General features: G+C 27.9%; 17 protein-coding genes. 11 read left to right on the top strand and 6 right to left on the bottom strand.

The window, feature by feature from the left end:
- The first annotated feature begins 320 nt into the window (after positions 1 to 320).
- From gcvPA to RDX53_RS10210, 10 genes are all read left to right on the top strand, one after another.
- Entirely contained in the window at positions 321 to 2,789 is a 2,469-nt protein-coding gene (gene gcvPA, locus RDX53_RS14075; RefSeq protein WP_331607183.1) for an aminomethyl-transferring glycine dehydrogenase subunit GcvPA, read from the top strand.
- Position 2,790: 1 nt separating this feature from the next.
- Positions 2,791 to 4,239: an aminomethyl-transferring glycine dehydrogenase subunit GcvPB gene (gene gcvPB, locus RDX53_RS10250; RefSeq protein ID WP_195930739.1), complete on the top strand. Its 1,449-nt coding sequence runs from the start codon at positions 2,791 to 2,793 to the stop codon at positions 4,237 to 4,239.
- Between the two features lie 128 nt (positions 4,240 to 4,367).
- A complete protein-coding gene (locus tag RDX53_RS10245; protein WP_195930740.1) occupies positions 4,368 to 5,552 on the top strand; it encodes a PucR family transcriptional regulator in 1,185 nt (394 codons plus the stop codon).
- A 131-nt stretch (positions 5,553 to 5,683) separates the two neighbouring features.
- A complete protein-coding gene (locus RDX53_RS10240) occupies positions 5,684 to 6,658 on the top strand; it encodes a DMT family transporter (protein WP_195931904.1) in 975 nt (324 codons plus the stop codon).
- Positions 6,659 to 6,828: 170 nt separating this feature from the next.
- A complete protein-coding gene (locus tag RDX53_RS10235) occupies positions 6,829 to 7,113 on the top strand; it encodes a hypothetical protein (RefSeq protein WP_295575524.1) in 285 nt (94 codons plus the stop codon).
- Between the two features lie 220 nt (positions 7,114 to 7,333).
- Entirely contained in the window at positions 7,334 to 7,915 is a 582-nt protein-coding gene (locus tag RDX53_RS10230; RefSeq protein ID WP_295677512.1) for an ethanolamine ammonia-lyase reactivating factor EutA, read from the top strand.
- A 219-nt stretch (positions 7,916 to 8,134) separates the two neighbouring features.
- On the top strand, positions 8,135 to 8,644 hold the full coding sequence (locus RDX53_RS10225) for a VanZ family protein (RefSeq protein WP_195931521.1): 510 nt from the start codon (positions 8,135 to 8,137) through the stop codon (positions 8,642 to 8,644).
- A 31-nt stretch (positions 8,645 to 8,675) separates the two neighbouring features.
- On the top strand, positions 8,676 to 10,217 hold the full coding sequence (locus tag RDX53_RS10220; protein WP_195931520.1) for an ASKHA domain-containing protein: 1,542 nt from the start codon (positions 8,676 to 8,678) through the stop codon (positions 10,215 to 10,217).
- 96 nt (positions 10,218 to 10,313) lie between these two features.
- The gene (locus tag RDX53_RS10215) at positions 10,314 to 12,533 is read left to right on the top strand and encodes an LTA synthase family protein (RefSeq protein WP_307994090.1); all 2,220 of its coding nucleotides are present in this window, start codon (positions 10,314 to 10,316) and stop codon (positions 12,531 to 12,533) included.
- A gap of 29 nt (positions 12,534 to 12,562) precedes the next feature.
- A complete protein-coding gene (locus RDX53_RS10210; RefSeq protein WP_307994089.1) occupies positions 12,563 to 13,027 on the top strand; it encodes a S24/S26 family peptidase in 465 nt (154 codons plus the stop codon).
- A gap of 231 nt (positions 13,028 to 13,258) precedes the next feature.
- Here RDX53_RS10210 and RDX53_RS10205 read toward each other — a convergent pair whose 3' ends face one another.
- The 4 genes from RDX53_RS10205 to RDX53_RS10190 all read right to left on the bottom strand — a co-directional run bounded on the left by RDX53_RS10205 (position 13,259) and on the right by RDX53_RS10190 (position 16,229).
- Positions 13,259 to 14,221, bottom strand: a complete 963-nt coding sequence (locus RDX53_RS10205) for a metallophosphoesterase (protein WP_195931517.1) — start codon at positions 14,219 to 14,221, stop codon at positions 13,259 to 13,261.
- Positions 14,222 to 14,423: 202 nt separating this feature from the next.
- Complete coding sequence (locus tag RDX53_RS10200; protein WP_195931608.1) at positions 14,424 to 15,113, bottom strand: LrgB family protein; 690 nt, start codon at positions 15,111 to 15,113, stop codon at positions 14,424 to 14,426.
- Positions 15,114 to 15,136: 23 nt separating this feature from the next.
- Positions 15,137 to 15,523, bottom strand: coding sequence for a CidA/LrgA family protein (locus RDX53_RS10195; RefSeq protein ID WP_195931607.1), 387 nt, complete (start codon positions 15,521 to 15,523; stop codon positions 15,137 to 15,139).
- Between the two features lie 367 nt (positions 15,524 to 15,890).
- Positions 15,891 to 16,229, bottom strand: a complete 339-nt coding sequence (locus RDX53_RS10190) for a phage holin family protein (RefSeq protein ID WP_195931606.1) — start codon at positions 16,227 to 16,229, stop codon at positions 15,891 to 15,893.
- Between the two features lie 192 nt (positions 16,230 to 16,421).
- On the opposite strand from RDX53_RS10190, the gene RDX53_RS10185 reads away from it, so the two are divergent.
- A complete protein-coding gene (locus RDX53_RS10185; protein ID WP_195931605.1) occupies positions 16,422 to 17,486 on the top strand; it encodes a reductive dehalogenase domain-containing protein in 1,065 nt (354 codons plus the stop codon).
- A 286-nt stretch (positions 17,487 to 17,772) separates the two neighbouring features.
- Here the strand turns inward: RDX53_RS10185 and RDX53_RS10180 are convergent, their stop codons facing one another.
- Both RDX53_RS10180 and RDX53_RS10175 read right to left on the bottom strand, forming a co-directional pair.
- The gene (locus tag RDX53_RS10180) at positions 17,773 to 18,615 is read right to left on the bottom strand and encodes an SH3 domain-containing protein (RefSeq protein ID WP_195931604.1); all 843 of its coding nucleotides are present in this window, start codon (positions 18,613 to 18,615) and stop codon (positions 17,773 to 17,775) included.
- A 126-nt stretch (positions 18,616 to 18,741) separates the two neighbouring features.
- Positions 18,742 to 20,103: a dicarboxylate/amino acid:cation symporter gene (locus RDX53_RS10175; protein ID WP_195931603.1), complete on the bottom strand. Its 1,362-nt coding sequence runs from the start codon at positions 20,101 to 20,103 to the stop codon at positions 18,742 to 18,744.
- Positions 20,104 to 20,116 lie beyond the last annotated feature (13 nt).

The following is a 20,116-nucleotide window of genomic DNA, read 5'->3' as shown; positions in this document are numbered from 1 at the left end:
TGTTACTCCTTTTTAAACAAGGCATAGTGATTATGTCTTGTTTTTTGTTTAAAAAATAAAAAAATATCCGTAAAGTCGAATTTTTAGATAAAAATACAACATTATGTAAAAAAGGACTTTGAATATTGACAATTTTCTGTAAAAAATATATTGTTTAATTAAAATAAGAAATATAAAAAATACAATTTCTAAAAGCAAAAATTTATTTATTTTTCAATGACAAAAATTCATAATTTCTTGAAGTATCTCAAGATGATATCACAAAAAACTACCGAGAAGTAAAAATATTTTTAAAACAACAAAAATATAGGGGGTTCATTATGGATGAATTAAAAAGAACATGTTTATTTGATGTGCATCAAAAGCTAAATGCAAAAATGTTTGAATTTGCAGGATGGGAAATGCCATTAGAGTATACTAGTGCAGTTAAAGAACATGAGCATGTAAGAAAAAGTGCAGGTCTATTTGACGTATCTCACATGGGAGAAGTAGAAGTAAAGGGAGATAAAGCTAAAGATTTTATACAATATTTAATTACAAATGATGTATCAAACTTAAAAGCAGATGAAATTTTATATTCTCCGATGTGTTATGAAAATGGGACAACAGTAGATGATTTATTAGTATATAAGAGAGGGCAAAATGATTATTTACTAATTATAAATGCAGGAAATATAGACAAAGATTATGAGTGGATAGTTGAAAATAGCAAAAAATTTAATGTAGAGACAAAAAATATATCTGATAAAGTTGCACAATTGGCATTGCAAGGACCTTTAGCAGAAGAAATATTAAGCAAATTAACAAATCAAGATTTATCACAAATAGAGTTTTATAAATTTAAACAAAATGTAGATGTTTGTGGAGAGCCTTGTATAGTATCTAGAACTGGATATACAGGTGAAGATGGATTTGAAATATATTGTGATAAAAATGTAGCACAAAAAATATGGAATGCTATATTAGAAGAAGGAAAAGAAAGAGTAGTTCCAGCAGGACTTGGAGCTAGAGATACTTTAAGATCAGAAGTAAATCTTCCGCTTTATGGACATGAAATAAGCGAAGAAATCCCCCCTTTAGAAGCAGGATTATCAATATTTGTTAAATTAGATAAAGATGATTTTATTGGAAAAGATAGTCTTAAAGCATTAAAAGAAAGTGGAAATGCTAGAAAACTAGTAGCGTTTGAGTTGACAGGAAAAGGAATGGTAAGAGGGGGATATGATGTAGAGATAGATGGTGAAGTAGTAGGTTTTGTAACTACTGGACTAAAATCTCCAACTTTAGATAAATTCATAGGTATGGCTATAATAGATTCAGACAAAGCAAGAGTCGGTCAAGAAATTGGAATAAGAGTAAGAAAAAAATTAGTTCCAGCAGTTATAGTAAAAAGACCTTTCTATAAAAAACAATATAAAAAAGAAGAAGTAAAAGTAAAAGAATACAAACAATATCCTTATATACCAGCAACACATGAAGACGAACAAAAGATGTTAAAGGCTTGTAATGTAGGTTCAATAGATGATTTATTCTCAGATATACCAGATGATTTAAAATTAAATAGAGATTTAAATTTAGACGAATCTAAATCAGAATTAGAAGTGAGTGAAATAATAACTAAGATGGCAGATAAAAATATAGATGATTTAACTTGCTTTTTAGGTGCTGGAGCATATGATCACTATATACCATCACTTATAAAAAGCATAACTTCAAGAAGTGAATTTTATACAGCATATACTCCTTATCAGGCTGAAATAAGTCAAGGTACATTACAAAGTATATTTGAGTTCCAATCTATGATTGCAGAAATAACAAAGATGGATATTGCAAATGCATCTATGTATGATGGAGCTACAGCAGCTGTAGAAGCTTGTATAATGGCTGTAGGAAAAACTAGAAGAAATAAAATAGTTGTGCCAAAAACTGTTCATCCAGAAACAAGACAAATACTTAAAACTTATCTACAATTTAAAGATGTAGAAGTAGTGGAAGTTGACTATGATAGAGAATATGGTACAACTGATTTAAATAAATTAAAAGAAGTAGTTGGAGAAGAAACTGCTTGTATATTAGTACAAAATCCAAACTTCTTTGGTGTAATAGAAGATGTAGATGAAATAGGTTCAATAGCCCGTGACAACAAAGCTATGTACGTTATGAGTGTAAATCCAATAACTTTAAGTATATTAAAATCTCCAGGAGAAGTTGGTGCAGATATAGCAGTTGGTGATGCTCAACCTCTAGGAAATTCACTAAACTTTGGGGGACCATATGTAGGATTTTTAGCAATAAAATCAGGTCTTATAAGAAAGATGCCAGGTAGGGTAGTTGGACAAACTGTAGATGCAGATGGAAAGAGATGCTATGCACTTACATTACAAACAAGAGAACAACATGTTAGACGTGAAAAAGCAACTTCAAATATATGCTCAAATCAAGGCTTAAATGCACTTATAGCATCAATTTACTTAGCTACTATGGGTAAAAAAGGATATCAAGAAGTAGCTATGCAAAATATACAAAAATCTCATTATGCATATAAAAAATTTGATGAAAGTAAAAATTTTGAACCAGTATTTAAAGGAAAATTCTTTAATGAATTTGTAGTAAAAAGCCCAATGCCAGTAGATGAATTAAATGAAAAATTATTAGAAAACAAAATCTTAGGTGGATACGATTTAGGAAAAGATTATGAAGAATTAAAAGGCTGTGTCTTAATGTGTGTAACAGAAAAGAGAACAGCAAAAGAAATTGATAATTTAGTAAATCTAATGGAGGGCATGTAAAATGAATGAATACAATAGTTTATTGATAGAAGTTTCAAAAGAAGGAAGAAAATCTTATTCTCTTCCAAAGTTAGATGTAGAAGAGCAAAAGTTAACTGATATGCTTGATTATAATATGATCAAAAAGACTGACTTAGAATTGCCAGAACTTAGTGAATTAGATGTAGTTAGACATTACACTTTATTGTCAAATAAAAACTTTGGTGTTGATACAGGATTTTATCCACTTGGTTCTTGTACTATGAAATATAATCCAAAGATAGATGAAGATATGGCATCATTAAAAGGATTTACATCACTTCATCCATATCAACCAGCAAAGACTGCACAAGGTGCTTTAGAGCTTATGTATAATTTATCAGAATCATTAGCAGAAATAACAGGCATGGATAAAGTAACTCTACAACCTTCAGCAGGTGCTCATGGTGAATTTACAGGGCTTATGATAATAAAAGCATACCACCAAAATAGAGGCGATTTAAAAAGAACAAAAGTAATCGTACCAGACTCTGCGCATGGAACAAATCCAGCAAGTGCAATGATGGCAGGATTTAAAATAGTTCAAGTAGAATCTACAAAAGATGGCGCTGTAGATATAGAAAAATTAAAAGAAGTTTTAGGTGATGAAGTGGCAGCTTTAATGCTTACTAATCCATCAACTTTAGGTTTATTTGAAAAAAATATAAAAGAAATATCAGAATTAGTACATAATGCAGGTGGTCTTTTATATTATGATGGTGCAAATACAAATGCAATAATGGGTATAACAAGAGCCGGAGATATGGGGTTTGACGTAGTTCATCTAAACCTTCACAAAACATTTGCAGCTCCTCATGGTGGAGGAGGACCAGGAAGTGGTCCAGTAGGTGTTAAAAAAGACTTAATACCTTTCTTGCCAGTTCCAGTAGTTGAAAAGGTGAATGATGAATATATATTAGATTACGACAGAGAATTATCAATAGGAAAAATTAAAAATTTCTATGGAAACTTTGGTGTAATTGTAAAATCATATGCATATGTGCTTACAATGGGAAGAGATGGTCTTAAAAAAGCAAGCCAAATGGCAGTTTTAAATGCAAACTATTTAAAAGAAAACTTAAAAGATACATTTAAACTTCCAATAGACCAAATATGTAAACATGAATTTGTATTAAGCGGACCTCATGGAGAATTAAATACAACAGATATCGCGAAGAGAATGTTAGACTATGGATACCATCCACCAACAATCTACTTCCCACTTATAATACCAGAGGCTTTAATGATAGAACCTACTGAAAGTGAAAGTGTAGAAACACTAGATAAATTTATAGATGCCATGAAACAAATAGCAAAAGAAGCTGAAGAAAATCCAGAATTATTAAAAACTGCTCCTCATAATACAATAATTAAGAGAGTTGATGATGCTAGAGCAGTTAAGAAACCTATCTTAACTTGGAAAAATAGATAATAAATTAAGCTATAAATAGATAAGCTAGATTTTAATTATATAGAGTACAACCTCCATTTTGGGGGTTGTTTTCTTTTTACAAAATTTAATCTATAATAGTATAAAACATTTTAATAGGAGGGGGATTTATGGCGATTACTATATTGGAAGCAATGAAACTTCCGACTTTTAAAGATTTTGACTTAGTTGCTGGATATAGAGGTCTTGATAGGGAAATTCAAAGGGCGTCTATACTTGACTATGAATATGAAAGTAGTTTATTTGATAAGCCAATCCAGACTTACTTTGAAAAAGAGGACTTTGTTATAAGTAGTCTTATATATGCAAAAGATGATCCAAGTTTAATATTAGAGAGTGTAAAAGGATTAATATCAGATGGAGTAAGCGGACTTGCTATAAAAAATATATATTATGATGAATTACCAGAAGAAGTTATAAAATATGCAAATCAAATGGATTTTCCTATTTTTATGTTTGATAAAAAAGGTTCTTATTATGAAGACATAGTTACAGAGATTTATGATAAAAATAAAGAAAAAAATAGTCTTAAATATCAAGAAGCGAAAATCGCGATTTTATTAAAAGAAGATTTAGATAAGTCTAGTGTGAAAAATATGGCGAAAGACTTTAATATATCTTTCAAAGATAATGTATTTTGTCTTTGTATAAAACCTAAAAAATATATAGACGAAAATTCACTAGCAGATATAGTAAATATATTAAATAAGGATTTAGGTTCAAGTCATGCTGCTTATAGATACCATGGATGTATATTTATTATATATACTTTTGAAGATAATCATAGAGATAAGAGAACGATACAATTTGAAAAGCTTGTCGATATGATGATGTGTAGTTTATTTTTTAATTTAGATGATTATTATGTTGGTATCAGCAATTTCCATACATATATAGATGAGTTTAATTTTGCCCTAAAAGAGGCAATGTACGCCATGAGGGTATCATCTATAGAAGAAGTAAATAAAAAATATTATTATGAAATAGGAGTTTATAAGCTACTAATGCCTTCTTATGAACAAGGATATATGGCGAATTTTAATTCAGATATTGTTGGAAAGATAAATCAATATGATAAAAAATACAATACAGAACTACTTCAGACATCTATAAAATATATACAATCTGGCGGTAATATCAAACAAACTTCAAAAATAATGAATCTACATAGCAATACTGTAAGATATAGAATAAATAAAGTAAAAGAAATATTAAATATAGATAAGTCGGAGTTTGAATTTTATGAAGAACTTTCAATAGGAATAAAATTATATATGATATATCAAAATATATAGATTTTTATTTAAATTTTATATTTGTAAATTTTACAAAAAAAACATCATAATTTTTAATATTATACAATTATTTTAAATTATTATTTTTATATAATTATTTTGTGACATAAATATGTAGGAAGGTGATTATATTGAAAAATAATAAAGAAGTATTTTACAAACTATGTTTAATACTGTGCGCAATTATTTGGGGAAGTACTTTTGTAGTAATTAAAGATGCTACAAATACTATGACATCAGGATTTATAAATGCAGGTAGATTTACAATAGCGACACTTATTTTACTTGTTATATATTTTAAAAAGATAAAAAATATAAATAAAACTGAATTAAAAGGCGGAATTTTAATGGGAATTTCGCTATTTGGAGGATATTATCTACAAGTTTTAGGCATGGAGTATGGCTCAAGCGCGGGAAAATGCGCATTTTTATCAGCGACATTTTGTGTAATGGTGCCGTTTTTATCTTGGGCAGTATTCAAAAAAACACCTGATAAATATAGTGTGATTGCAGCTATTTTATGTGTTATCGGTGTTGCGCTTGTATCTGTTGAAAAAAATGCAACAATAACACTTGGTGATGGAATAATCTTAGTTTCGACGTTTTTCTATGCTGTAAATATAATGTTTACATCAGAGTTTTCAAGCAAAGAAAGTGCAGATGTGAAGGTTCTTGCATTTTTACAAATAGCAGTAGTAGCAATTTTAAGTTGGCTAATTGTAATAATAAAAGGTGATATACCACAAGCTTATAATATTAGAGCTGTTATGGGAGTTGTTTATTTAGGTGTATTTGCAACAGCGTTATGTCTGCTGATTCAAGTTATTGGATTAAAGCATATAAATTCTACATCAGCATCAATAATTCTAAGTTTAGAGTCAGTGTTTGGAGTAATTATATCAATAGCATTTTATAATGAAGTAATTACAACAAAATTGTTGATTGGATTTATAGTTATTTTTATTGGAATAATAGTTTGTGAAACTAAATTGAGTTTTATAACAAATAAAATAAGTATAAAAAAATTAGATACAGGAAAATATAAAGATAAATCTAAAAAAGAGTACTTTAATGCTGAGATACAGCGCTCTAAAACGTCAATCTAAAATCTATATGAATATAAAAATCCCCTAATTTTAGGGGATTTTTTCTGTTAAACACCTTTCAAGTAAAAAATTTGATATAATGAAAAATATGAGTTTAAAATAATAAAAATAAGACTATAAATAAAAAAGAAAAATAATTTTGCAAATTAATAATATAAAGAGGTTTTGTCATGAAAAGTATAATAGAAAAGACTTTAGATACAGGAAAGAAGATAGCTTTGACTGCTATTATTACATACGGTGCAATTAGAGTTTTAGAAGATGAAGAAGAAAAAACAACTAGAATAAAAGAAGTACAAAAGACAAAAAGAAAAAAATCTAAATATAAAAATAAAAGAAAATTTAAAGTTAAAAAGTTAAAATATAAAAATAAACAAAAGACAAAGGTTAAAAAATCTAAGTTTAAAAATAAGATGAAGGCCAAAAAATTTAAGTTCAAATTCAAGGGCGAGTAGTATAAATAGAGAAGATTTATATAGCATATTGTATACATAAAAGAAAAATATTATAAAATAATAAGACTATAAAATTGACATAATTTCAAAAATTAACTAAGATAAAAGCATAAAATAAAAGAGTTATAATGTTTATATTTTAAAATTAAGTTCTAAATTAGTATTGCAATGGGGCATCTTAGTATTTTAGGATGTCTATTTATGTTTAGGGGGAAAAATTATGAATAACAAGTTTGTCAGTATAGTTATTGATAAGGAAGAAGGTTCAAGATTTCTTGTATCAGATGACAGAAGTATAGATACTGTAGATTTATCAAATGACAAACAGACTTCTATTGCCAGAATTAACATAAAAGACGATATTACTACTGTTTGTCGTTATGAAAATGGGGAATCTAAAGGAACTATAAGTCTTAATATTGGAAAAGAACAAGTCAAAATTGACTCAAGTAGCAATAAAATTACTTATGTAGATAACAATATTAGAGATTTAGCTAGACTATATAGCATAGATCTCAATGAAGGGGAAACTACAGATGTAGAAAAAATAAGAGGACTTTGCAAAATATTAGCAGATATAATGATTACAACAATCCATCTGAGTGATTACTCTTGGGGATTTTCAAAAATGGTCATAAACGGTAGAAAATCTTTTGAAGAAGATTTTTCACCAAGTATAATAATATTTACTGGAATAGCAGCAAAATATATTTTTAATAAAAATGAAAAAAATGTATTTGAAGATGGAAATATAGGCATGTTACTCTGCCAAGAAATAAATAACTATAGCAAAAATACATGAAAATTAAAAAATCTATAGTTAGATAAATTTCTTGAAATAATTAAATTATAAAAATAAATGAAAACTGAGAATTTTACCATTGGAAATTCTCAGTTTTTTTAGTATATAGAAGTTTTGTTTATTTTTAGTTAAAAATAGATGATATAATAATTATTATCATTGTATAGAAAATAAAAGTTTTACTTATACAATAAAAATCAGTATTTGAAAGGTGAAAAAATGAAGAAAAAAGGGAAAATAATTACTTTAACTATACTTGTTTTTTGTTGGATGGCATTTATATTTAGTATGTCAGCTAAAAATTCTACACAATCTTCTAATATAAGTGGAGGATTTACTTACAATATACTTAGTATGTTTTTTTCTCAATTTAGATCAATTGATAAAGTAACACAAGACAGCATAGTAGAAGGGTTACAATTTATAGTAAGAAAAGGAGCACATTTTACAGCATATGCGATATTAGGGGGACTTTGTTTTGCAAACTTAAGATCATTAAATAAGTTTAAATTAAAAAGCAATTTTTTAATAGCTCTTGTAATATCAGCTTTATATGCTGCATCTGATGAACTACATCAGTATTTTGTACCGGGGCGTTCGTGCGAATTTAGAGATGTTATGATTGATAGCTGTGGGGCTCTAACTGGTATAATTGTAGTTATTATTTTTAGTAAGATAATACAAAAATTAAATAAAATAAAAAGGGATAAAAATCAAGATATAATCTAGATAATAAATATATAAACAGGGGATGAAGTATATGAAAGCACTAAGTGAAAAAGTTTTTTTAAAACTAGATATGCCAAATAGCAAAGATATAAAAAGTGATAGAGATAGGATTTTAGATAAGTTAAAAATCAAATATAAAAATGTAGATATGCCTTATAAAATAACAAAAGACTTATATCCAAAGTGTAGAGAATCTAATTTTGAAATAACTGTAACTTTAGTAAAACGCACTTATGATTGGGTTGTCACAAGGATTGAACAAGGTGATAAAACAGACAAAAATTACGGTTTATGTGTAGATTTGGGAAGTACAACTGTAATTATGAGATTAGTAGACTTAAACACAGGCGATATAGTAGTAGAAGAGGGCTGTTTTAATAAACAGATTTCGTTTGGAGAAGATATTTTAAATAGAATATTTTATACTAGAAATTCTAAAGAAAAATTATACGAAATTCACAAGGCTACAATATATACTTTTTCAGAGCTTATATATATAATTACTGAAAAAAGTAAAATAAATAGCGAAGATATCAGCGTTATGACAGTTGCAGGTAATACTACTATGATACATTTTTTATTAAATATAGATCCATGGACAATTTTTCAAATGCCTTATACACCAATATTTAATCATACTGGATTTATAAGTTGTGATGAAATTGGAATACCTATAAATGGGTATCTATATTGCTTTCCATCAGTAGCAAATTATCTAGGTGGCGATATTGTAAGTGGTGTATTGTTTACAGAAATATATAAACAAAAAGAACTTTCAGCATTTATAGATATAGGGACAAATGGAGAGCTAGTTATAGGAAATGAGGAGTTTTTAGTTGCTGTTGCAGGAGCAGCAGGCCCAGCATTAGAAGGCGGTATAAGCAAGTTTGGGATGAGGGCGAAAGAAGGAGCAATCGACACAATTAAAATTGTAGACAATAATATAAAATATACAACTATAGAAAATAAAAAGCCTTTAGGAATATGTGGCTCAGGAATAGTTGATTTATTGTCAGAGATGTTTTTAAATGGATGGATAGATTTTTCGGGCGAGTTAAAAGAAAATGCCTCAAAAAACATAATAAAAGTAAACTCACAATTAGCTGTAGAATATGCAACTAAAGAAGAAAGTGAAAATCATGAATCTTTAATATTTACTCAAAGCGATATAAATCAATTTTTAAAGACAAAATCAGCAGCTCATACTATGGTAGCTTTTTTATTAGAAGAAGTTGGACTTACATTAAACGATTTGGATAAGTTCTATGTGGCAGGTGCTTTTGGCGTACATTTAGATATAGAATCTGCTGTTACAATAGGGATGTATCCTGATTTACCTAGAGAAAAATTTGAATGCCCAGGTAATTCATCACTTAAAGGAGCATATAAGTTACTTACGGATAGAAACTTACTCTCAGAAATAGATGATATTGTTGAAAAGATAAATTATATCGGCTTAGAAGATGCAAAGGATTTTATAGAAAAAATGAGAGCTGCTAGCTTTTTACCACATACAAATATAGATAATTATCCAACTGTAAAGCAAAAATTACTTGAAAGAGGATTGTTATAATATATAACACTTTTATTTTTTAAGTAAAATATTTGAGATGGTAGAATTTAGTGCTAAAATATTAATGTAAAAAATGAGGATATAAGGGGAAATGCGATGAAATTTTTCAAATTTGATAAAGCCAAGTTTAAACCAAACAAAAGCTCGATGAAAGAATTAATATACTTGGTCTATATATCTTTTATTATTTTTATAATTACAGAAGTTGTGTCGGCAATGGGGACGACAAGATTTGGTTATATACAAAATAGTACGATATGTATAGGAGTAGGAATACTTTTAAGTATACTTTTTTTGACATTATTTGTATTTAAAAAAGATAAAAGAAATTATTATATAGGCGGATTTGTATTATTTTTAATTATGACACCATTGATTAAGTATATATGGGATAAGTTTTATGTATTTTTAGATATACCTTCAGACAAGATATGGTGTTTAATATTAGATTATTTAATTATTTTATTATTGTTAAGTCCATTAATTTTACTAAAGAAAAAAGTATTTTATACTGTATTAATGAGTTCTATTTTAATGATTTTATCGCTTTGCAATTATTTTGTATCAATATTTAGAGGGATACCTCTTGCATATAGTGATATTTATTGTATAAATGATGGTTTATCATTGGCAAAAGATTTTTTAGGACAGAATAAATTAATATTTATAGTAATTATAGTGGCAATGCTTTTAGCTTTTATTGTATTTTTATTTATGAAAGACAAAAGAGAAGTTAGAATTACAAGTTATACAAATATAATTATTTTATTAGTTTTAATAGGAGGTACATACTCATATTATATAAATCTTGTTAATAGCAAGACCTTGATATACTACAGTGCAAATATGGTTAAAACATATAGATATAATGGATATGTATACTCAACATTAGAGTCGGGACTTAGATTTATAAGATTTAAACCAGATAATTATAATCAAGAAAGTATTGTAGCGATAAGAAAAGAAGTCGATTCAAAAACTCAAACTAATAAAGAGACAGCTGTAGCAAGTAGCAAATTGACAAAAATAAGCGACAATTCATCAAATAAACCAAATATACTATTTGTTCAGCTAGAAGGATTTATGGACCCTATGTCGATTGATAAAGTTATGTATAGTAAAGATCCAATACCTAATTTTAGAAAACTACAGAAAAATGGTATTTCAGGAAAGATGAAGACGCCTTCTATTGGAGGGGGAACAGCTAGGACAGAATTTGAAGTAATGACAGGATTAGACTTAGAATTTTTAACAGATGGGGAAGTGCCGCACTACACTATTTTAGGACATGAAACTTTAAATTCAGTAGCATCAACACTAAAAAAACAAGGTTATTCGACACATGCAATCCATAATAATCAAGGTAATTTCTACAATAGAAATAAGGCGTACAGTTCGCTTGGATATGATACATATACATCTGTTGAATATATGGACAATGTTGAGAGAACTGAAACTAATTGGGCAAAAGATACAGTGCTCACAAAATATATAAAAGAATGTTTAGAATCAAGTAAAGAAAGGGATTTAGTATTCACAATATCTGTTGAAGGACATAGTCCTTATCCGACAAATTCAGATATATACAATTTCCCTATTAAAGTAGTAAATAGCAGTCTTTCAAAATCAGATCAAAATCAAATATACTACTATATAAATAAAATTCATGAAAGTGATGAATTTATAGGTGATGTTATAGACTTGGTTGATTCTTTAGATGAAGATACAATCGTTGTATTTTATGGGGATCATACACCTGCACTAGATTTATTAAATAGAGATGGAGGAAATGTGGACAGAACTACTACACCATATGCTATTTACAGTAATTTTGATTTAAATACTGATTTTAAAGGTGGGGATATAAGTGCTTATCAAATGAGTACAATAATGCTTTCTTTAGCAGGAGTTGATTTAGGACCTATGGAAAATGTCCACAAATCACTGAGTTCAAAACAAGACTATAAAAAAGATTTAGAACTTATACAATATGATATATTGTTTGGAGAAGATTATTATTTAAATGAAGATGAAAAAATTAAACCTAGCAATTTAAAAATGGGCACAAAAGATATAAAAATTGAAAGTGCAGTATTACAAGATAATCAAATCTGTATAAAAGGGAAAAATTTCACGAGAAAGAGTACTGTATTTATTGATGGAAAAGAGAAAAGTACTATGTATGTAGATAAAAATACACTTAGAGTGTATTGCGGGGAAGATAATACAAAAGATATAAAAAATATCGTGGTTAAACAAATTGGGCTACACAATATTCCATTAAGTACTACAAATACAGTTAAGTTAAGTGAGTAATTATTATAAGGATTAAAGGGAAATGTTTTATGAATAAAAATACTTCATATAATGAAAAAGATATAGTTCCTATAATGGAAGAGGTTATAAAAAGTGGAGGTAGCTGTAAACTCAGAGTAACAGGTTATAGCATGAATCCGACATTGAGACACTTAAAAGATAGTGTAGTATTAGTAAGTCCACAAAAGAGAAAGCCACTAAAAAATGAGATAGTTTTTATAAAAAGAGATTCAGGAAAACACGTACTCCATAGAATAAGAAAAATAATAGATAATGATTGTTTTATAATGAATGGAGATGCACAACAGTGGACAGAAGTAGTTAGATTTGATCAAGTAATTGGAGTAGTGGAATCTTTTTATAGAGACGAAAAATTAATTTCATGCGATAATAAAAAATATAAAATATATATGAGGTTATGGGTATTATTAAAACCTATTAGACCACTATTTTTTAAAAGTAGAAACTTAATTAAAAAGATTATAAAAAGATAATAAAAAAGAGATGTGATTAATTTTAAATAATGGCTATGTTTTAATACAATGTTGAAATTTAATACTATTTAAACAATAAAAAGATGGCATATAATGCCATCTTTTTATTCGCTAAATATTTCGTACATCCGCATAAAACCTTCGGATATTAATAGTTTACTTTCATTACCTTTTTGTAATTGAAAACCTCTGCCGAATTGCTCAACAGTATAACCTTCTGATTGTTTAATTTTATTTAGATTTTAACGTGATTAAATTAAGCTCAGGGCTATTATTTATCCTCATAAATTTAGTATTGCCTAGCCCAGTGCTCACAAATAGTTGAGTATTTCCAACTTCATAAAGCCCTTTATTGTATTTTGGGAAAAACTTTCTTGCAGGGTCCAAAAGACCTTTATTGAAGAATCTTATTATTCCTCCATGAACATGACCAGAAAAAACTAAATCAAATTCGTAGTCTTTTAGGGTTTGTGCTCCAGTTGGATTATGGCTAAGTAATATATTAAACTTATTTTTATCTACTGTATTTAAAAAGTCTAAGTCTTTATCACCTTTAGGTATATTGCCTTTAGCATATTCATCTAAAAAGTAATAATATATTCCATATACATTTATAGATTGGTTTCCCCTTTGTATTGTAGTATAAGTATTATCGACAAATTTAACGCCTAAATTAGATAATTTGTTGATATATCTATTGTAAGCATTATCTTTATATCTATTTCTCAGGCTCCAATCCTTACCGTTGAAGATAGAATCAATACCTTCTTCATGATTTCCAGTAGAGTAGATGATTTCATATTTTTGTGAAAGATTTTTTAGAAGTTGAAAACCTGGCAAACTTTCCTCATCAAAATCTCGATTGTATGTATTATCTTCTTTTTTTAATTCTGAAGAAGAAAACATATCGCCTGTCACAAAGATAACATCTGGTGACAATTTATCTATAGTAGATATTAAAGTTTTATTATCTTTATCAAATTCCATAGAGTGTAAATCGGTTATCTGTAGAATTTTATAGTCTTGGAAATTTGACGGCAATTTAGAAAAATACAAATCCTTTTTATCTACTATGAAAGATTGATTTATATTTATATTTTTATTGATAAAATATGCAGTATATCCTGTTATAGAAATTAAAATTGTTATTAGCAAAATACTTGTATGTTTTTTATATTGTTTAATAGTTTTCATAAATACCCCTTAGATTTTAAATTTATTTGTATTTCACAAATTTAGGAAATTAAATCTCAGTACTTATTATAACATATAGAATATTTTAATTTTATTAAAAAATACTTACAAAGAATTAAATAAAAAATAAAAATTCAAAGATATATTTACAAATAAAAAAGAGCCAAGATAAATTTCTTAGCTCTTAAAAAACTCTATTAAATTATATAAAATTAGCTAAAATAGGCACTAATATAACTGTTAAACATCCGCCTATACCAATTGATAAACTACTCATAGCTCCTTCAATTTCGCCAAGTTCTAAGGCTTTACTTGTTCCAACTGCATGAGCAGCAGTACCAAGAGCGACCCCTTTTGCTATAGGATGTTTAATTCTACCTATTTTAAGTACTGTTTCTCCCATTATATATCCTAAAATACCAGTAAGGATTATACAAACAACAGTTATAGATTGAATACCACCTAATATATTACTAAGAGATATACCCATTGGTGTAGTTATTGATTTTGGTAGTATTGAATATAATATCTCTGGGTTTGCATTTGCAACTTTACAAATTAAAACTACAGATATAAAAGATATAAATACTCCAGTAAGTATTCCTACTAATATTTCTTTCATATATTTTTTAAATAGGTGAAGTTGTCTGTATAATGGCACTGCTAAAACTATTGTAACAGGACCAAGTAAAAAGTTGATTGTATCTGCACCTATTTTGAAATTTTCATAAGGTATGTTTGTACCCTTTAAAAATAATATTATAAGTATTATTGCTATTAAAAGACCATTGCATATAGGATTTCTAGCTTTTTTTTGAATAAATAATCCTATATTATAGAAAATTATAATTGTAAGTAATCCAAATAATTGTGTATTTAATATTTGTTCCATTTCTCCGCCTTCTTTAATAAATATTAAGCAATTTCTTGCTGCGATTTTGCTTGTTTTTTCTCTTTTAGTTTTATCATAAATTCAACGCTTATTCCGCTACCTATCATAACTGCGATATTTATAAGTATTATACATGATAAAAGTAAAATAGCATTTTCTTTTATTAAACCTAAAGATTGAATTAAAGATACACCTGCTGGTATAAAGAATATACCCATATTTCCTAATAAGAAATCAGCGACATCTTTGATTTTTTCTTCGCTAATAATTTTAAATTGAAGCAGTAAAAATAGTATTATCATACCTAATATAGATCCAGGAATGTTTATAATATTTTTTATAAATTGACTTACAACTTCTCCTGCTGCCCAGACTCCAAGGAGAATTCCGATTTGATTAAAAATCTTCATTTTAAAACCTCCATATTTTTACCAAGAATAGAATATAAAAGATTTCAAGATTAAAACTAAAATTGGAAAATTTAGATTGATATCCTGATACATATTATTATATATTATCAAAATTGAAAAATCTATAGTACTGATATAGTGGATAAATTTAATACAATAGATATATAATGGATAATTTATAATAATAGTTGATTATTCAAAATTAAAATTAAAGTGCATATGAAATGGGAAAATGTTAACATTGTTTGGATATGAATAAAATAAAAAGATATTTTTGTGCAAAAAAATATGATTTTGAAATTTAAATACAAAATCATATTCTTGATAATTTATATATAGGTATCTATTATTAGTTATTTTCTATTTATCAATCAAATACATTGTAGAAAATAGTATTGACAATAGTCAATAAAATTGCTGCAAGTATTGCGTTAAAAAATCCACTTATATGTGTGCCTGGAACAATGCTAAAAGCTAATTTTAATACTATCCCATTTATTACAAATGAAAATAAACCCAATGTTAAAATTGTCATTGGAAGAGAGAAAAACTGAATTAAAGGTTTAATAAATACATTTAGGCATCCAAATATTAAAGTCAAGGTTATTAATGATGTCAAAGAGCCAATATACACACTGTCCATTAAAAGTGACACTATGTAAAGAGATATAGCATTAATTACAATAAATAAAGAAATTCGTTTCATAATAAAACCTCCCTTAAGAATTTAGTTTCCTTATAAATATTATACTACTAAAATCTAAAATTTATTAATTACTTTTTAAATGTGCTATACTAATTTTAGACATAAAAATACAAATAGATAATATATTTATTTAATAAGATCGATATTTTTAAAATGCTTAAAAAAAGATTTTATTGTAGGGAGGGGTTAAAATTGAATAGATCAGATGAAAGAGATACGATGTTTGCTAGAGCACATTATACACCAGGAAGTCAAGCGTATGAAGATTATTATAAGAGATTCCCAGAAAAAAAGGATATAGACGATAGTTTACGTCATAGACCAGATTTATGCCAAGAGGGAACTATGACTTATAATGAAGTAAATTCGCCAATGGGCTCAAGTGCATTTAAATTTTTAGCAGATATATTGCCGTTATGTGAAGGGGAAGTAGCGGATGAGAAAGTTGAGGTAAATCCTAAAACTATGACAAAGAGAATAAAGGGATTTGCTAAACATTATGGTGCTTGTGTAGTTGGAATTACAGAATTAAAAGATTATCACATATACACACATAGAGGAAGAATAGAAAGTGATTATGGAAAAGAAGTAAAACTAAATCATAAATACGCTATTGTTTTTGGATGTGAATTAGATAAAGAGATGATAAATAGAGCACCTATGATATGTGAAGTGATTGAAACTACAAAATCTTATGTGGATGCATCTATTATAGGAATGGTTTTATCTTATTATATAAGAAGTTTGGGATATGATGCGAGAAATCATATGGATAAAAATTATTTAGTAACTCCAGTGCTCGTAGCGAAAGATGCAGGATTAGGCGATATAGGAAGAAATTCTGTACTTACAAATAAAGATTATGGTTCAAGATTAAAATTGGGAGTAGTAACAACAGATTTACCGCTTGAAGTAGATGAATATAAAGACTTTGGCCTAGAGGATTTTTGTAATCTATGTAAAAAGTGCGCACATAACTGTCCATCACATTCTTTAGAAGTAGGACCTAAGTTTGATGAATTAGGAAATTATAATTGGAAAGTAGATAAAGAAACTTGCTATGTAAAGTGGAGATATCTAGGAACGGACTGTGGTATGTGTTTATCTGTATGTCCATTTAGCCAAAAGTTAGAGACAATAAAAAATGCAGATACTTTTAAAGGAAACGAAGAACTTATAAAAGAAGCATTAAAAGAATATAAAAAGAAATTTGGGCAAAGAGTATTTGTGCCGGGAAACCCAGCATGGCTTAGATAAGAATTATAAAATCATAAAATATAATAAAGATTACAAAACAAATTAGATAAAATAAACATTAAATAGGGATTTGTAAAATAAAATTACAAATCCCTATTTAATGAAAGTAAATCCTAAAAACATAATCTATAATTCATTGGTAATTAATTTTTTAGCAACGGAATCTATAATTTGTGGGCAGTAACCTTTAAGCAACGGACGAAGTCGTTGGCGCCTAACTTTAAGCAACGGACGAAGTCGTTGGCGACAACCTTTAAGCAACGGACGAAGTCGTTGGCGACAACCTTTAGTTAATTACAACTGTTGTAGTATCTAATATATTAGTATAAATCCAATGAGCATTATCAACAGCTAGTCGGATACATCCATGAGTTATAGCTTCTCCTAAAGTATCATTTATAATTTCTGTTCCTTGAGGATTAAATAAAACTGAATGATAATAATACCCACCTTTTATTCGAGTAGCGTATTTTACACGATATGAATCGGAGCCAAAGTAAGGTTTTCGACCAGATATATAAAATGTACCTTTTATGGTAGGCGTTTCAGGTTTTCCTATTGAACAAGACCATTTATAAAGTAAATCCCATTTATTATCAACTGTTTTTTGAAAAATATAAGTTAATTTATTTTGTAAATTTGTAGTTATTAAGTTATCGGTAGGACTTTTGATATTATTATCGTTTACAAATTGAGTCATATCTGTATTAAAATACTCAAAGTCATAGCTACCTGGTGGATTTCCATCATCTGATAAGAAGTAATTAAATATGTATCCTTCTTGGTCATTATAAATAACATTATCCCAATCACCAGTTGATTTTAAAACTTGAACTCTTGATTTAGTTGGGACAACTCCAAGTGAATTAGATTCAGAAGAAGGCAATGATCTCAGTAAAACATCTGTCCAAGTATATTTAGTAGTGGAGAGATTACCATTATATACATAACCTATTTGGTTGTCATAGCTGACTTTATACCAATCTTCAGCTGCATCAATAATACTGATTTTAGAACCGGCTGGTATGACGGTAATTATATCACCTGATGTGGATTTACTTTTTCTTAGATTTATATTTTTTAATGCATATTTATAATTTTCATCTGATTGCCTGTTATAAATTCTCATAATATCCTCCTTATATTAAAATTTGTTTAATTTTAATATATTTATATGAATATATGGATTTAATTATGAAAAAGAAACAGCTTGTCAATTCAAACAAGCTGTCTTTTATATATGTAATTATTATTTTTATGAATTATAAATATCTTTATTTAAAGTGTTTTCAGAGTGAGAAACAACTAAAGCTGTTGCAGCATCTCCAATAACATTAAGAGCTGTTGTATACATATCCATTGGTCTATTTATCGCTATTATTAACGCATATGCGATAAGTGTAGCATCGTTAGTATATCCCATACCAGATATTACAGTAAATAATACGATCATTGATGAACCCGGTGCAGATGGTGTACCGATTGATGCCATAAGAGCAAGTGCTGCAATTACTAGCATATTTGGAAGTGTTACCTCATATCCTGAACTTGCGGCGATAAATATTGAACCAACTACTTGCATTATAGCAGTACCGTTCATATTAATTGTCATACCTAGAGGAAGGACAAATGATGCAACATCTTCACTAATTCCAAGTTCTTCTTCTGAAGTTTTTAAGTTTAATGATAAGGCAGCAGCTGAAGATGCAGCAGATACAGCTAAAAGGGCAACCTTACCCATCTTTTTCATAAAAGTAATTGGATTTAATTTAGTGTTAAAATAAATAAATAGTGGATATGAGAATATTAAACAGATTGTAGCTGCTATTGTAACTGTTGCAAGATAAGCAAAGGCAGGTTTAAGATGTTCTACACCGTATACTGCGAATGTTCTTGTTATTAAAACGAATACAGCAACTGGACCAAATTTAAATATTACAAAATTTAAAAATGTAATTATTATATTATTAATATCCGTAAGTATATTTTTTAGGACTAAAATTTTGTCTCCTAGTTGGTTTATACAAAGACCAATAACTACTCCTAAAAATACTATTGATAAAACTCTACTATTTGTAGTCATTACAGTACCTATATTATTTGGGACTGCATCAAGTATAACCATCAGAGGATTTGTAGTAGAAGCGACTTCTGCTGTGCCTGAGCCTGATATTGAGACATTAAAAAATCCTAAATGATAAGTAATAAACCCACATATAATTGCAACTGCCAATGCAATAAATGATGTTGTCAAAAATCCTAATAATGTTTTACCAGAAATACGACCTAGTTTTTTTGTGTCACTGATTTCACACATAGCAAGTGCTATGGAACAAAAAATCATTGGCACTATTATTAGTTGAAGACAGTTTATAAATAATTGACCGATTATATAAAATAAACCTATTGAATTTTGTCCCTCTTCTGTACTTATATCTTGAAAAAATAAGCTATTTATAACATCCCATGTATTTTGGTGTCCATTATTTATTAAACTCTCCCTTAGAAATAATAGTAATCCTCCTACTAATAATCCGGCAACAAGTGCTATTGCCATTTTTCTAGCTAATGTATTAACCTCCTGGTTTTGCTTGCTTGTTAAAGCTTCAGAAGTCATGTTAAATCCCCCT

This window comes from uncultured Intestinibacter sp., assembly GCF_902468165.1.
Taxonomy (GTDB): Bacteria; Bacillota; Clostridia; order Peptostreptococcales; family Peptostreptococcaceae; genus Intestinibacter.
Note: the sequence above shows the minus strand (reverse complement) of the source record. Positions and strands in the feature narration are given on the sequence as shown.

What these genes read in the sequence shown, in the direction of transcription:
- gcvPA (WP_331607183.1), top strand. Translation starts at nt 321, where the DNA reads ATGGATGAATTAAAAAGAACATGTTTATTTGATGTGCATCAAAAGCTA.
- gcvPB (WP_195930739.1), top strand. Translation starts at nt 2,791, where the DNA reads ATGAATGAATACAATAGTTTATTGATAGAAGTTTCAAAAGAAGGAAGA.
- RDX53_RS10245 (WP_195930740.1), top strand. Translation starts at nt 4,368, where the DNA reads ATGGCGATTACTATATTGGAAGCAATGAAACTTCCGACTTTTAAAGAT.
- RDX53_RS10235 (WP_295575524.1), top strand. Translation starts at nt 6,829, where the DNA reads ATGAAAAGTATAATAGAAAAGACTTTAGATACAGGAAAGAAGATAGCT.
- RDX53_RS10230 (WP_295677512.1), top strand. Translation starts at nt 7,334, where the DNA reads ATGAATAACAAGTTTGTCAGTATAGTTATTGATAAGGAAGAAGGTTCA.
- RDX53_RS10225 (WP_195931521.1), top strand. Translation starts at nt 8,135, where the DNA reads ATGAAGAAAAAAGGGAAAATAATTACTTTAACTATACTTGTTTTTTGT.
- RDX53_RS10220 (WP_195931520.1), top strand. Translation starts at nt 8,676, where the DNA reads ATGAAAGCACTAAGTGAAAAAGTTTTTTTAAAACTAGATATGCCAAAT.
- RDX53_RS10215 (WP_307994090.1), top strand. Translation starts at nt 10,314, where the DNA reads ATGAAATTTTTCAAATTTGATAAAGCCAAGTTTAAACCAAACAAAAGC.
- RDX53_RS10210 (WP_307994089.1), top strand. Translation starts at nt 12,563, where the DNA reads ATGAATAAAAATACTTCATATAATGAAAAAGATATAGTTCCTATAATG.
- RDX53_RS10205 (WP_195931517.1), bottom strand. Translation starts at nt 14,221, where the DNA reads ATGAAAACTATTAAACAATATAAAAAACATACAAGTATTTTGCTAATA.
- RDX53_RS10200 (WP_195931608.1), bottom strand. Translation starts at nt 15,113, where the DNA reads ATGGAACAAATATTAAATACACAATTATTTGGATTACTTACAATTATA.
- RDX53_RS10195 (WP_195931607.1), bottom strand. Translation starts at nt 15,523, where the DNA reads ATGAAGATTTTTAATCAAATCGGAATTCTCCTTGGAGTCTGGGCAGCA.
- RDX53_RS10190 (WP_195931606.1), bottom strand. Translation starts at nt 16,229, where the DNA reads ATGAAACGAATTTCTTTATTTATTGTAATTAATGCTATATCTCTTTAC.
- RDX53_RS10180 (WP_195931604.1), bottom strand. Translation starts at nt 18,615, where the DNA reads ATGAGAATTTATAACAGGCAATCAGATGAAAATTATAAATATGCATTA.
- RDX53_RS10175 (WP_195931603.1), bottom strand. Translation starts at nt 20,103, where the DNA reads ATGACTTCTGAAGCTTTAACAAGCAAGCAAAACCAGGAGGTTAATACA.